The 13,963-nt window shown below is 49.8% G+C and carries 9 protein-coding genes and 1 pseudogene; 7 read left to right on the top strand and 3 right to left on the bottom strand.

The window, feature by feature from the left end; genetic code table 11:
• Positions 1-45: 45 nt before the first annotated feature.
• Positions 46-1,095, bottom strand: a complete 1,050-nt coding sequence (locus AM231_RS14405; RefSeq protein ID WP_054403154.1) for a PocR ligand-binding domain-containing protein — start codon at positions 1,093-1,095, stop codon at positions 46-48.
• A 206-nt stretch (positions 1,096-1,301) separates the two neighbouring features.
• Between AM231_RS14405 and AM231_RS14400 the strand changes: the two genes are divergently transcribed.
• The 4 genes and pseudogenes from AM231_RS14400 (at position 1,302) to AM231_RS14385 (ending at position 5,974) form a co-directional block, all read left to right on the top strand.
• Positions 1,302-2,438, top strand: a complete 1,137-nt coding sequence (locus tag AM231_RS14400; protein WP_054403153.1) for a glycerol dehydrogenase — start codon at positions 1,302-1,304, stop codon at positions 2,436-2,438.
• 1 nt (position 2,439) lies between these two features.
• Entirely contained in the window at positions 2,440-4,200 is a 1,761-nt protein-coding gene (gene dhaK, locus AM231_RS28200) for a dihydroxyacetone kinase subunit DhaK (protein WP_082341641.1), read from the top strand.
• 296 nt (positions 4,201-4,496) lie between these two features.
• Positions 4,497-5,291, top strand: a pseudogene (locus AM231_RS14390) (hypothetical protein).
• Between the two features lie 65 nt (positions 5,292-5,356).
• Positions 5,357-5,974, top strand: coding sequence for an SUKH-4 family immunity protein (locus AM231_RS14385; protein ID WP_054403152.1), 618 nt, complete (start codon positions 5,357-5,359; stop codon positions 5,972-5,974).
• A 138-nt stretch (positions 5,975-6,112) separates the two neighbouring features.
• Here the strand turns inward: AM231_RS14385 and AM231_RS14380 are convergent, their stop codons facing one another.
• Positions 6,113-6,991 (bottom strand): carbohydrate ABC transporter permease, encoded by an 879-nt coding sequence (locus tag AM231_RS14380; RefSeq protein WP_054403151.1) that lies wholly within the window; start codon positions 6,989-6,991, stop codon positions 6,113-6,115.
• A 38-nt stretch (positions 6,992-7,029) separates the two neighbouring features.
• Entirely contained in the window at positions 7,030-7,956 is a 927-nt protein-coding gene (locus tag AM231_RS14375; RefSeq protein ID WP_053492439.1) for an ABC transporter permease, read from the bottom strand.
• A 447-nt stretch (positions 7,957-8,403) separates the two neighbouring features.
• On the opposite strand from AM231_RS14375, the gene AM231_RS14370 reads away from it, so the two are divergent.
• From AM231_RS14370 to AM231_RS14360, 3 genes are all read left to right on the top strand, one after another.
• Positions 8,404-10,683, top strand: a complete 2,280-nt coding sequence (locus AM231_RS14370) for a helix-turn-helix domain-containing protein (protein WP_054403150.1) — start codon at positions 8,404-8,406, stop codon at positions 10,681-10,683.
• 125 nt (positions 10,684-10,808) lie between these two features.
• Entirely contained in the window at positions 10,809-12,314 is a 1,506-nt protein-coding gene (locus tag AM231_RS14365; RefSeq protein WP_053492441.1) for an extracellular solute-binding protein, read from the top strand.
• A gap of 274 nt (positions 12,315-12,588) precedes the next feature.
• On the top strand, positions 12,589-13,962 hold the full coding sequence (locus AM231_RS14360) for an alpha-L-fucosidase (protein ID WP_054403149.1): 1,374 nt from the start codon (positions 12,589-12,591) through the stop codon (positions 13,960-13,962).
• Position 13,963 lies beyond the last annotated feature (1 nt).

Genomic DNA, 13,963 nt, shown 5'->3' with positions numbered 1-13,963 from the left:
CGTTTAAGGACGAAGGGGTTCTTTATGGTCGTTAAGATGAACAGATTACTTAGCCGAGCTCTCTGCATACATGTTCCGGTACACGGCCGGAGTGAGGTTTTCGAACTTTTTAAAGGTTTTAATGAAATAGCCCGTATCGCAGAAGCCCAAATCATCGCTCACTTGATGGATGGGCGAATCGGTGGTCTCTAGCAGCTGCTTGGCCCATTCAATCTTGAGCCGGGCGATGAAGACAGAGAAATTCTCTCCTGTTTCTTTTGTAAAGATGCGGCTGAAGTAGCTTGGACTTATATGGCATAGTTTAGCCATCTCTTTCAGGCTGAAACTTTCATGTTTGTGGGCAAAGATGTAGTCAAACGCGGGTTGCAGCACGGAGTTCGAAGAGACGAACCCTTGAGCGCCATTCTTCAATTTGGTATCGATCAGCGCCCCTGACAGCTCCTGCTGAATGGATTGGATGTTGCGGACCGCACGATTCGACTCATGATGAAAGGTTTCCATGGAAGCTGGCACATCCGTGCCGGAAGTAAGCACCTTTTTGTATAAATCGATCGTGGTATGCTTGTGAATGGCTTCTTCCACAATATAGGTGCTTAATTGCAGCAGCAGATCCACGCACTTTGTAACTTCATCGTAGGATAAGACGGGCAGTGCATCATAGTGCTCCTCGAGTTCCTTGAATTTTCGATTCGATTCCACGTTAGGCGGCCGTGATACAATCTGTTCCAGCATCGGGGCGTCGGGTTCACGAAGCTTGAGCTGTCCGGCCATGATTGCACCTAAATACTGGTTATCTATAATGATGGGGATGGCAATATCGATAATATTGAAGTGGCATAAATAGATATAGGGCTTGTTCTGCCGAACGGCTTCAATGCCGGCACGGGCATCACATTTTTGACAATATTGCGAGAGATGGGCATCTTGGCGCACACCATGACAGAAGGGCTGACAATAGCTGTGTTTGGTTACGGGTACACCTTTGTAATCAATCGTAAGAATCGCCATTTTGGTAACGAGCGATAAGGAATCCTGCAGCTTCTCCCATTTCTCCAAATCAATGATTTCTTCTAAATCGAACCGGGATTTGGACATGACGATGTTCTCCTAAGAAAGTTATAGTCGTTCTACTGAATATTATATCGAATGATTCTATTATAGGACAAGATAATACAATTTTTTATGAGGATAACAAAAAAATACGATAAGAAAACGCTTTAATCTAACCTTATTGTTTCATGCTTCCCGCATATTTGTAACCTATAATGATAGATATAATATGAAGCCCAGGAGGAATGAACATGAGAAGAGCGTTTATTAGCCCGACGAAATACGTGCAAGGTGAAAATGAATTATATAATTTAGGCTATTTTGTTAAAACATTTGGTGATTCCGCCCTGCTGATTGCTCATCCCGATGATGTAGCCCGGGTGAAAGACAAGCTGGAGTCAACGAAACAGAAGTTTAATATAACGCTTGTAGAAAGCGGCTTCCATGGTGAATGCTCTCGTCAGGAAGTTGCCAGATTACAAGCCTTGGCCAAAGAGCATCAATGTGCCTGCACGATTGGTCTCGGTGGGGGCAAAGCAATTGATACGGCAAAATGCGTCGCTGAAGGTGAGGCGCTGATCATCGTACCGACGATTGCGGCAACCGATGCACCGACTAGCCACTCGGCAGTACTTTATACTCCGGAAGGGGAATTCGATGATTATGCGTATTTTAAGCAAAGTCCGAGCGTAGTCATGATTGACACGACGGTGATTGCTAAAGCGCCGACTCGTTTTCTCGTAGCTGGAATGGGGGATGCGCTCTCTACCTACTTTGAAGCAAGAGCAACCGCCAATTCGTATTCGAATGTCAATGCTGGTCTGCCATGTGGTGTTCGCGAAGGGGTGTGCGGCGAGGCAAAAGGGACCGTCACAGCCCTCGGAATTGCCAAACTGTGCTATGAAACACTGCTTAAGAATGGATATAAAGCGAAGCTGGCCTGCGATCAAAATATCGTGACCCCTGCGTTGGAGGATATCATTGAGACGAATATTCTATTATCCGGACTAGGCTTCGAGAGCGGCGGTTTGGCGGCGATTCACGCTATTCACAACGGCTTGACTGCGTTGGAAGGAACACATCATTATTATCATGGCGAGAAAGTAGCCTTCAGTACGATTGCTCAATTAATGGTTGAGAATGCGGACCGTGAAGAAATGAAGGAAGTGCTGGACTTCTGTCTGTCGATCGGTCTTCCTGTATGCCTGGCGGATATCGGAGTTGAGCATGTGACCTACGAGGAACTGCTTGAGGTTGCCAAGAAGGCATGCATCGCAGAGGAATCCATTCATTCGATGCCATTCCCGATTACGGAAGAAGCAGTAGCGTCGGCCATTATGGCTGCTGACCAGCTGGGACGCCAATATAAAGTGAATAAGGAGGTATAACATGAAAAAATTGATGAACGAGCCGGAAACGCTGGTTCGGGAAATGTGCAATGGGCTAGTGCTGGCGCATCCTGAGCTGGATTTCAACTCCAAATTCAAAGTGATTTCCAAAAAAGAGATCAATCAAGATAAAGTGACGCTGATCAGCGGCGGCGGAAGCGGACACGAACCGGCTCATGCCGGATTCGTGGGGAGCGGTATGCTGGATGCTGCCGTGTGCGGGGATGTGTTTGCTTCGCCTTCCCAAATCCAGGTATATCAAGCGATTCGGAACTCTGCTAGCAAGAAGGGGACTCTGCTAATCATCAAGAACTACAGTGGCGACATCATGAATTTCAAAAATGCCGCTCATCTCGCAAGCGAAGACGGTCTTCAAGTAGATTATGTCAAGGTTGATGATGATATTGCTGTGGAAGACAGCCTCTACACAGTAGGGAGACGCGGAGTTGCCGGAACGGTACTCGTTCATAAGATAGCCGGAGCGGCGGCCGAAGCGGGTCTGTCCCTGCCTGAAGTGAAGGAAGCGGCACAGCATGCGATTGACCATGTGCGCAGCATCGGCTTCGCTTTCACATCCTGTACGGTTCCTGCCAAGGGGTCCCCGACATTCCATATCGAAGATCACGAGATGGAATATGGCGTAGGCATTCACGGTGAACCGGGCATTCGCAGAGAAACAGCGGTACCTGCGGATGAGCTGGCCCAACGGATGGTCACGTCTTTGCTGGACAACTTGCAAATGAATGACTCAGTGGAACAAGAGGTTACTGTATTGATCAATGGATTTGGCGGCACTCCCTTGCAGGAGCTGTACTTATTGAACAATTCCGTGATACGAGAATTGACAGCCCGTAACAAGCGGGTATTCAAAGCTTTTGTCGGCAATTATATGACCAGCATCGATATGGCTGGCGCGTCGGTTACGATTATGAAGCTGGATGAGACGCTTAAGAAGTGGCTGTCTGCGCCATGTGATGCGCCAGCACTGTCGATCAAAGGTCCATTTGAGCCTGTGAATTATGTAGAGGTAATCCAGGAAGAGAAGCCGGAGGGCAAGGTTTCGTATACAAATAACACGGAAGCTGCCGCAGCAGAGATTAAGAACAATCAGCTATCCTTGCAAAATATTGTATTTCTGGTTGATCAAATGAGCGAGGTCATTATCGAGAACGAAGTTCCTTTCTGCGAGCTCGACGCCCATGCGGGAGATGGTGACTTTGGCATGAGTGTGGCCAAGGGCTTCAAACAGCTAAAGGAAGAATGGGACGATATTCTAAACCAACACCTCAGTGATATCGGTGATTTCCTCGATGCCTGCTCGATGATCATCATGGAGCATTGCGGCGGGGCTTCCGGACCGATCTGGGGGTCCGCATTCCGAGCGGCGAGTAAATCTGCCGGTCAGAAGCAGGAATTGTCTGTTCAAGAGGTCGCTGATATGATGCAGGCCGTCGTTAAAGGAATCCAGGATACGGGTGAGAGATCGTTCGGAAGAGGAGCTGTCGTTGGCGACAAGACATTGATTGATGCTCTCGTACCTTTCGCAGATGCCTGGTCGCAGAGTGCGGAGCAAGGCGAAGAATTGAAGCAGGCAGCAACCAAAGCAGCGGAAGCGGCGGTGGTTGGCGCCCAGAAGACTGCCGACATTGTTGCCCGAATGGGCAGAGCAGGTACGGTGGGCGAACGCAGCATTGGTTACCCGGATGCTGGCGCTCACGCGCTCGGGGTTATTTTCACGGAGCTTGCGAAGGTGATGAAGTGATTTTCTGATTCTCATAAGAGAGAAGTTCAAATTTGTGTGGTCCGGAAATCTGGAGGGAAAGCGGTGCAGCTGGGTTTTAGGTGCTTTGCTGGTAATGCTCTTCGCCCGCGGACCTTTGCTTGTCCACATTCATAACTAACATTCATACCCCATCTGACCCGGCCTGAATAATGGCCGGGTTGTTGTCGTTGTGGAGCAGCTTCTTTTAATGCAGTTAGATGCCGTTTATATTCGCTTTCAAGGCTTATTTTGATATGATAGAAAAAAGAAAAAATGGGAAGTAGGAAGTGGAGAGTATGGACAAAAAGGCAAAGAAGATCTTAATGCAAACGTTCTGGTCATCCAGAGGCTGGAAGAGCAGTCCTCTACCGTTCGCTGGGGAGGATTATGATTACGCGAAAAATAAGGGACTGATGTTCGATCCCATCACCATCGGACACGACGAGTTGATACAGCGGCTGCAGAGCCTGCACCAGGAGGTTACCAAAGAGAGGGTAGCTGATGCATTCCTGCACAGCCTGTCCACTAGACAGGTTCATTTGCGTAGCGCGCTCTCCAGCTGGGCACTAACCTCGCACCAGCCACTACATACGTATGAAGAACGGCGCTCGGCCTTGCCGAATTACAGCAGCTACGGGGATTGCAATCATGCCGGGATTCAGTCGGATCGTGACTACCTACAGGCCGACTTGAACGTGCTAAATTTCGAATAGGTCAAATGGGGAGGCATCCGTTTAAATCACTTGCTCTACTGCTGGCTGGACCTGGAGCAGCTGAGCCATGAAGAGAGCGTGTCGGTGAGCGACGAAGATATTGCGATCCTGCACAATTTGCTTAGAGCTGTCGAAGAATGCGGTGATCAAGAAAGCCCCCGGCATCTGGAAAAGCGCTGGAAGGATCTTCTGCCTTCAAGCAAGCATGAACGAGATGTGCTTATGGAAGTTTGGGGATATGCCGGCATACTGGATCCGCAGGATACGCCTCGCACACGTCCGAGCAGGGACGACGATTTCTTCTCGATGTCGGAGTGGCAAGGAAGCGACGGATATTCCCGGAAAGCGTTAGCGTTCTATTTTGAAGAATATCTATAGATCGCGTTCAGTCACAATGCATTTAAATCTGCGTACTGGTTCAGGTTTATAAGGGAGGTATCTATATGAAGCCGCAATACGAAACGTTGTATGCTCATGGAGCACTGTCTTATACCAAGGATACTTTAAACAGCTTGGGGATGCCCGAGGATGCAGCAGAATTACTGGTACTATGGGGACTGCCGGACTTTAATAAACAGGAGCCTCCTTTAGGTATTCAGTTTCATGAAGCTCTTCAGCTTAAAAACGTTCATGGCGACTATATCGCAATCGGAAGGGAGATTTGGGGCGAAGGACTTCATGTCGCGATGAATACAGACACAGGGGCGATTTGGGCAGTAACCGAGGGCGGTGCACAGAAATCCACCTATATGAACGCCTCCATCGATAGCCTTCTCGCATTTATGGACCGGGTGCTCGTATTCAAACAACAAACAGAGCACTTACAGCCGGATCCTCCTCCTATGATCTTGACGGCAGAAGAATCACGCGAGCTGCTTGAGAAGTTCAGGAGAGGGGAGATCAAGCCGAAGACCCGTCCGGATGCCATGCAGGCTCAGCGTGAATGGAAGGCTGCTTTCAGCAGCATGAAAGGGGAGCTGAAAGACTTGGATCCGGATGCGATGCGTTCTTCTTCATGGTGGGGAATTGTTCTGGAAGAAATGAAGGATCGCTTGCGTTAGTAGAACAATAATCCAACAACTGTTCATCAATATAAAGAGGCTAACCGCTCTCGCGGTTAGCCTCTTTGGTTCTAGACGATTCGATTCCCGCCTCTATGTCCTGTGACCTTCACAGCGAAAGTATAGCTAAAACGCCACCTACTCCTTCACAGATCCAATCAGCAGACCTTTAATAAAATACCGCTGCAGGAAAGGGTAGAACAGCACGACCGGGCCGATCGTTAGAATGGCGGTAGCCATCTTCACCGATTCCTGAGGAAGTGTCTGGCTGCCAAGAATGGCTCCGCTGCTCTGCATCTGCTGGATCATGCTGATTTCGGAGTTTAGCTTGAACAGCAGGTATTGAAGGGGATAGAGCTTCTCATTGTCCACCAGCATAATGGCGTTAAACCAGTTGTTCCAGTAGGCAATGCCATAGAACAGCGTGATGGTGGCAAGGACGGGCATGCACAGCGGAAAGAAGATCCGGAATGCGATAAAGAAATCGCTTGCACCATCGATTTTAGCCGCTTCCGAAAGGGAAGGCGGAATTTGGGACATATAGTTGCGCACGAGAAACAGGTTGAACGGGTTGAACACCAAGGATGGAATGATCAGGGCCCAGATCGTGTTATTCATGCCGAGTTTGAGGTTGATCAGGTACCAGGGCACCAAGCCCGTGTTAAACACCATCGTGATGAAAAAGAACAGTCCGAGTCTGTTGCGATAACGGATATGCTTGGCGGCTAGCGTATACCCGGCCATGGCCGTAATGGTGACCGCAAGGACTGTGCCGACTACCGTCACAATGATCGAAATCATATAACTCCTGTATAGCGGCGTGCTGCCGAATAGAAGCAGCTTGTAGGCATCAAGGGACAGTTCGGTTGGAAACAGCTGGTATCCGAATTGTTTAATGCTGGCTTCATCCGTGAAGGACACCATAAGCACTAGCAGCATCGGTAGGACGCAGAGGATGGAGATGAGGCCGATCACTGCGGCGTTTACACCATCGATAAATTTAGGTCTGGATGTCATCTAAGTTTCGCTCCTTTCCGAACGGTTCCGACTCACCTTTAGAACAAGGCATGGTCCGGATTCACCTTTTTCACGATTTTGTTACTGCTCCATACGAGAATAAATCCAACCACGGATTGATACAGACCAACGGCCATCGCCTGTGCCGGATTTCCGATGGTGCGGAGGGAACGGAACACATACGTGTCGATGACATCGACGGTCGGATACAATAGACCGTTGTCTTTCACGATGGCGTATATCATGTCGAAGCTGCCGTACATGATTTTGCCCAAAGCCAATAGGGTTAGAATGGACACGGTCGGCAGCATGAGCGGAATGGTAATATGGCGAATGAGCTGCCAGCGCGAGGCACCGTCGATTCGGCCGGCTTCGTAGTAACTGTCATCAATTCCCGTAATGGCCGCTAGATAGATGACAAGGTTCATCCCAATGTCCTTCCATACCGCTGCAGTCGTAAGAATCCCGGTCCAGTATTGCGGCGAGGCATACCAGTTGATGGGATCGATGTTGAAGAATGCCAAGATCTGGTTCAGGATACCGTAATCGGTCGACAGCAAGCTGTAGATGATATAGCTGACGATGACCCAAGACAAGAAATGCGGAAACAGAATGGTGGATTGGGTCACCCTCGAGAACCAGCGGCTGCGCAGTTCATTGAAGAGGATGGCCAGCGCCATAGCCGCAATAGTGCCGACGACGATGAATAAGAAATTAAGTTTCAGTGTATTAAATGTGACCTCCCATGCTCGAGGTGACGAAAAGAAAAACTTGAAGTTGTCAAAGCCGACCCAAGGGGAATTGAAGAGTCCCGTTTTGAAGTTGAATTTCTGGAATGCGATCAGCATGTAGGGAAGCGTTAAATAACCGAAAACCAGCGTATAGATGGCTGCCGGTATGACAAGCAAGTAAGCGGATCCGTTCGACCGGATTTCACGCAGGAAGCCGGAGCGGCTTTTTTTCATAGGTGGGCACGTCCTTTCGTTTGTGATGGGTTTGCAAGCGTAGCGGTTCTGACTTGAGTGTAAAGAGAGTTGCCGCGAGCGGTAAACTATGAAAATGGAGATTGAACGGTTTGAAGGGATAGCTGCGTGCTTTGAAAAACGAAAAAAACTTCAAATTCGAGTATTTCGCACAGCTTCATCCGAATTGAAGAATGACCGAAAACCCTTGTTTTATAAGGGTTTAGTCCTAAGATCATATTAAATTATAGCCTGGGAAGGAAAATAAAGAATGCGTTTTCATATTGATGAATGCCCTGAGCAAATGTAAGATTAGAGTGAAATATGTATCCCTTCCATGTGATTGGATCGCTAGGAAGTATGCTTACAATTAACATACAGATTACATATCGTGTTAGTAATGGATAAAATTTCACCTATTATAATGACCAAATGGCAAGGAGGGAGAATATGATCCGGCAGCGATTATTCCGTTATGCAGTTTACCGAAATATGTTTCTCAACTTTGTTTTGCTTACGGCAGCCATGATTGCCCTCGTAACCGTCGTCCTGTATATGATGTTCTCCTGGAGCACCGCGAAGGAGGTAGGGAAAATATCCGAGTCGATGCTGAAGCAGAACAGCGCAGTATCCAGCGTAATTCGCGACCAGGTATATAATGTGGGCAATCTTTTGCTTAGCGACAAGGAGATCGTGAACGCCCTCTTGGACAAAGAAGCCGATCCGCTGAAACAGTATGGAGTGTTCGGCACTCTTAGCCGAGTCCAATCCACATACCCGTTCATCCATTCGATCGGGATTTACAACGGCTCTAACGTCACGTATTTGAACACGAAGGGCATCACCAAAGAGCAGGAGGAGGTGCTGCTGGAGGAGATCAACAGCAAGAATACATCCTATTTTCAGCTGTTCCCGCGCACAATCTCATCCACCACTTCGGCAAACCAGAGCGAAGACGTCCTTACTTTTGTCCTCCTCCCAAGCTACTATTCGCCGCTAAGCTCCAAAGGTGCGATCGTGATCAACATGAGCACCGATACCATCCAGGATCTTATCGGAGGCTATAGTAATGAAGCGGTAGATTCGCTATACGTCATCGACGACAATGGGACCATCATCACCCACTCGGATCGGTCCAGGTTCATGGAGGATATTTCGCAGGAATCCTACGTTCAATCCATTCTGGCATCGGATACAAAGAGCGGCTATTTCACCCGCTTCATTGATGGCCGCAAGAGCCTTGTTACTTACGTCAAATCCAAGGATATGAACTGGACGTTTATTAGCGTAAGTCAATATCAAAATTTGCTGTTTAATATGCAGGCCTTACGTACCTCGGCTCTGGTTCTGGCACTGGCATGTTTTGTGGTTAGCATGTTCTTGTCGATTTGGCTGACTCATCATGCATATAATCCAATTCGGCATCTACTGGAAAAAATGAGTTCCATTCCGAAAATGAAGGAGAACCAGCGGCAAATCAATGAATTTACGATATTGGACACAACGTACGCCGAAATGACGGAGAAGATTCGCTCGATGGAATCCGAGGCCTCCGTCGCGCGAGCGGCTCATGTGCTGCAGCTGCTGAAGGGCGGCGACGAGACGGCATATCGCCGTTTGGCAGGAGAGGGCAGGGGACCTTATTTCTTGGCAGCAGTACTTCTGCTCGACAGCCAGGACGGTTCACCCGGAGGCGAGGATGAGGAGCTGCAATCGTATTCCTCTGCTGCCGTTGCCAGAGCGGTACAACAAATGCTGGAGCCGGAAGGAGCAAGTGTGGCGACTGTCGAGGACGGAACCGTGGCGATCATTCTCCCCATGAAACAGAGCAGGCCTCCCCTTCATGTATTGGGCATGCTGGAGGAGATCCAGGGCGAGATTCTCCGTACGCTCCGCGTATCGGTTACGGTCGGTATTGGAACCGCGGCGAAAACATACGCAGAGCTGCTCGAATCGTTTGGTTGCGCGCAGTCCTGCTTCCACCAACGTTTCTTTAAAGGCAAGGGCAGGCTGTTTTACGGCGATCCGATCATCGCCTCTGAGGCGGAGCATTCCGAGGCGCAGTATCCGGACAAGCGGGAGAAGCGTATCATTGAAGCCATCAAACTGCAGCAGCGCGATAAACTGGAGAAGGAAATAGATCATTGGATCAAGGAAATTCGCGATTACAACTATCATGAAGTCATGTTCTTCTTCAACCAGTTCATCGGCGGACTATATAAGCAGCTCAATGTCCATACGGTGAAAAATCAGGACAGCGCGGACCTCTTCCTCGATTTTACGCGGCGGATCACCCGTTTCCAGACGCTTCAGGAAACCGCGGATGCCTTAAAGGATCTCGCCCTGCGGCTGTGCAGCCTGTCTGAAGAATCGGGAACGGTTCGACACGCGGAGGTAGTGGATTTTATTCAGATCTATGTACGGAAGCATTATGCAAGACCAGATATGTCGCTCGAACAGGTTGCTGGTGAGGTAAAGCTATCCCGAAGTTATGTCGGCAAGCTGTTCAAGGCACATTGCGAGCTGTCGTTCAACGATTACCTGAATGCCGTGCGATTGGAAAAAGCGAGGGAGCTTCTGGCGAGCACCGAAGAATCCGTTCAATCGATCAGCGAACAAGTCGGCATTCTAAATACGACCTATTTCTACACGTTATTTAAAAAACATTATCAAATCTCGCCAGCACAGTTCAGAAGCCAGCATGCGATCGAGACGAAAAAGGCTCAGTAACGGGCATTTCTAGCGTTTTAAAATGGCGAAATCCATCATTTTGAAGTATACGTCATCCCTAATGTCTCCTTAAGATAGGAATCGTACTGCATGACAAAACAAAATGAAGACAGGGGGAGACACACATGAAAAAAAGGAAAGCGCTAGCATTATTCTTGGTCGCGATATTCATGGTTTCCATGATCGCAGGCTGCTCCGGCGGGAGCGATAGCGAATCGGCAAGTGGGGAGAAAGACGGCGTGGCCAAGCTGCCTGTACGGTATTTGCTTCCGGGTTCCGCGCCGCAGGATCTGGAATCGGTGGTCAAGGCGATTAATGAGAAGCTTGAGGCGGATGGTCTGAATCTTACGTACGAACCGACATATATTGCTTGGGACGTATGGGATCAGAAGACGAACCTCATGATGTCGACGGGTGAGGAATTCGAGCTGATCGCCATCATGCATGATAGTAAAGGCCCGACGGTCCTCGCCGGCAGCGGCGGGATCATTCCGATCGACGATCTGCTGGATCAGTACGGCAGCGAGCTGAAAGCCTCCATGCCGGAATGGATTTGGGAATCGTCCAAAATCAACGGAAAGATCACTTATGTGCCGAACTTCTGGGCGGATACCGCTTTTAATGACGGCATGTTCACGATCCGTACCGACCTGCTTGAAGCCAACGGTCTGAAGCCACCGACTTCACCGGAGGAGCTGCTAGATGCAGCGGAGACGCTGAAGAAAAACTGGCCGCAGGACAACAAGAACGTGTACATCAAGATGCTGGAGGAGCCTGCCTACTTCCTTCATACGACGTACGATACCTACCCTTTTACCGTAGCGGACAATATGATTTACGTGGACCAGCAGGGGAATGTGAAGTCCTGGTTTGAAACCGAGGAGTTCAAGAAAGATGTATTGTACATGAACAAGGCATACAAGCGCGGGCTCATCATGAGCGACTTGCTTACAACGCCGACGGAAGTCATCAATCAGGAAGAATTGGCGGGGCGTTATTTGTACCGGCCTGGCGATGTTGGCGTGAGCGACACGATTCGCCAAACGTTCCCGGACGCGAAACTGGATATTTATTATTTGGCTGATCAGCCAAAGTTCAGATCTTATGCGATCCGGAATTCCAACGGCATATCGGCCACATCCCCTCATCCGGAGGCTGGCGTTCAATTTTTGAACTGGGTATACAGCAGCCAGGAGAACATGGATCTCGTCCAAAGCGGTGTGAAGGACGTGCATTGGAAGGATACCGGCAAGAATACGAAGGACTATCTGGCTAAGAACGATAACGGTTCTCCGGCTTATGAGCTTCCGTACTGGTTGCTCGGCCATGTAGAGATGAACCGTTATCCAACAAACACAGACCCTGAACGGCTGAAGCGCCGGACGACGGTTGCCGACGATGCGGTGAACAGCATCACGATCGGCTTCACTTTTGATCCGTCAAACGTAGCTTCGCAGTACGCGAATTGCATTGCCGAGCTGAAGACCAGTGTTTACCCGGTCATGCAAGGAGTCGTGAAATTTGAAGATGGCTACGACAAAATGCTGGCGGCTATGAAGTCGGCCGGTCTGGATGAGGTCGTGGATGAGTATCAACGGCAATTCGATGAGTGGAGAGCTGGCCAGTCGTAAGCGCTGCGCCTTAAGTGATACGAAACATTTTGGAACAGGCAATCCCTTACCTGGCTTCAGGGCCGGAGAGGGGTTGCTTTTTTTTTGCCTTCAATATTTCGATATTGACTGAAATTAAAGTTTTCTCTCAAAAGTAAAGTGTTCAAGACAGGGACACCCGGGCTAGAGTAAAGGACATAGGAAGCGTTAATGCATCTCGTAGGACAACAATGATAACCACGATCAAGCATGACCACATCTAAAAGAGCGGTGCAGCATAAGGAGGACGCAGTTCATGACCAAACAAGAACAAACCATTCGAGAAGGATGGCAATGGTTTACGGAAAGCCGGTACGGCATGTTTATTCATTTCGGTCCCTATGCCCAATACGGGCGAGGCGAACAGGTTCTGTTCCGGGAGCATTTGGACCAGAAAAAATATGCGCGACATGCCTGCGAGTGGAATCCGGTGTTCTTTGACGCCGAGCTGTGGGCATACACAGCGCGCAAGGCAGGTATGAAATATGCCTGCTTGACGACAAGACATCATGACGGATATTGCTTATGGGATACGGCAACAACGGATTATTCAAGCGCGAAGCAGGCGCCCGGCCGGGATCTGGTACGCGAATTTACCGATGCATTCAGGGCTCAGGGTCTTCGGGTCGGCTTATATTATTCCTGGATCGATTGGCGCATTCCGGCTTATTTCGACGGGCCGGAGAAGGACCCGGAGGGCTGGGATGATATGAAACGCTATTTGCATGCCCAGGTGGAGGAGCTGATCACGAAATACGGACGCATCGATCATTTCTTTTTTGATGGAGTCTGGCCGCGAACCGCGGAGGATCTGGACAGCATCAAGCTGGTAGAGCGGATGAAATCGATTCAGCCGGATATTCTGGTCAACAACCGTCTTGGACTGTCTGAGGAGGAGAAGCTGCACGCAGATGGCGGCGGCGGATCGGGAGATTCCGAGGTGCTTGGCGATTTCGGCTCGCCGGAGCATGTCATCGTCCCGGATCAGAAGCGCTTGTGGGAATCCAGCCAGGTAGCAACGTGGCGGCTGTGGGGATATACAAACGGCGAACGATGGCGCCCTGCCGACGTCCTCCTCGACATGCTATGCGAATGCGCGGAGAAGGGCGGTACCGTGGGCGGGAATTTGCTGCTTAATGTCGGGCCGCAGCCGGACGGTCAGCTGCCGCCAGAGTTTGTGGAGCGAGCGCTGAAGATCGGCGAATGGCTAGATGTCCACGGAGAGGCCATTTACGGTTCGGACGGAGGCAACCTCACGGAGTTTATTACCTATGGGCGGCAGACGATGAAAGACAATCAGCTGTATCTTATCATTCGTTTCTGGGATGGGAGGCCGGTGCTGAGGCTGTCGGATCTGGTCACACCTGTGGTTCGGGTGACCCTGCTGACGACAGGACAGGAGCTTCCGTTCCGCCAGGAGGATGATGTCCTGTGGATCGAGGGGCTGCCGCGGGAACGACCGACCGAGCTGTTCCCGGTCATCCGCATCGAGTGTGAGAGCCGGCCGGAGACTAATCAATGGGGACAGGAACGCCTTTGGACCGGTGATCCCTCCCGCATTGCAGATTGGGCAAGGAGCCGTGGAACGTCCGTGTACGTTGACGGTAAACCACGAACGGGAAAGGAGTAGA

Origin of the sequence: Paenibacillus solani (genome assembly GCF_001277345.1) — a bacterium.
Classification (GTDB): domain Bacteria; phylum Bacillota; class Bacilli; order Paenibacillales; family Paenibacillaceae; genus Paenibacillus_AQ; species Paenibacillus_AQ solani.
This window is presented reverse-complemented; position numbering and strand designations above follow the sequence as displayed.

Coding starts and splice junctions, on each gene's coding strand:
- AM231_RS14405 (WP_054403154.1), bottom strand. CDS start 1,095: ATGTCCAAATCCCGGTTCGATTTAGAAGAAATCATTGATTTGGAGAAA.
- AM231_RS14400 (WP_054403153.1), top strand. CDS start 1,302: ATGAGAAGAGCGTTTATTAGCCCGACGAAATACGTGCAAGGTGAAAAT.
- dhaK (WP_082341641.1), top strand. CDS start 2,440: ATGAAAAAATTGATGAACGAGCCGGAAACGCTGGTTCGGGAAATGTGC.
- AM231_RS14385 (WP_054403152.1), top strand. CDS start 5,357: ATGAAGCCGCAATACGAAACGTTGTATGCTCATGGAGCACTGTCTTAT.
- AM231_RS14380 (WP_054403151.1), bottom strand. CDS start 6,991: ATGACATCCAGACCTAAATTTATCGATGGTGTAAACGCCGCAGTGATC.
- AM231_RS14375 (WP_053492439.1), bottom strand. CDS start 7,956: ATGAAAAAAAGCCGCTCCGGCTTCCTGCGTGAAATCCGGTCGAACGGA.
- AM231_RS14370 (WP_054403150.1), top strand. CDS start 8,404: ATGATCCGGCAGCGATTATTCCGTTATGCAGTTTACCGAAATATGTTT.
- AM231_RS14365 (WP_053492441.1), top strand. CDS start 10,809: ATGAAAAAAAGGAAAGCGCTAGCATTATTCTTGGTCGCGATATTCATG.
- AM231_RS14360 (WP_054403149.1), top strand. CDS start 12,589: ATGACCAAACAAGAACAAACCATTCGAGAAGGATGGCAATGGTTTACG.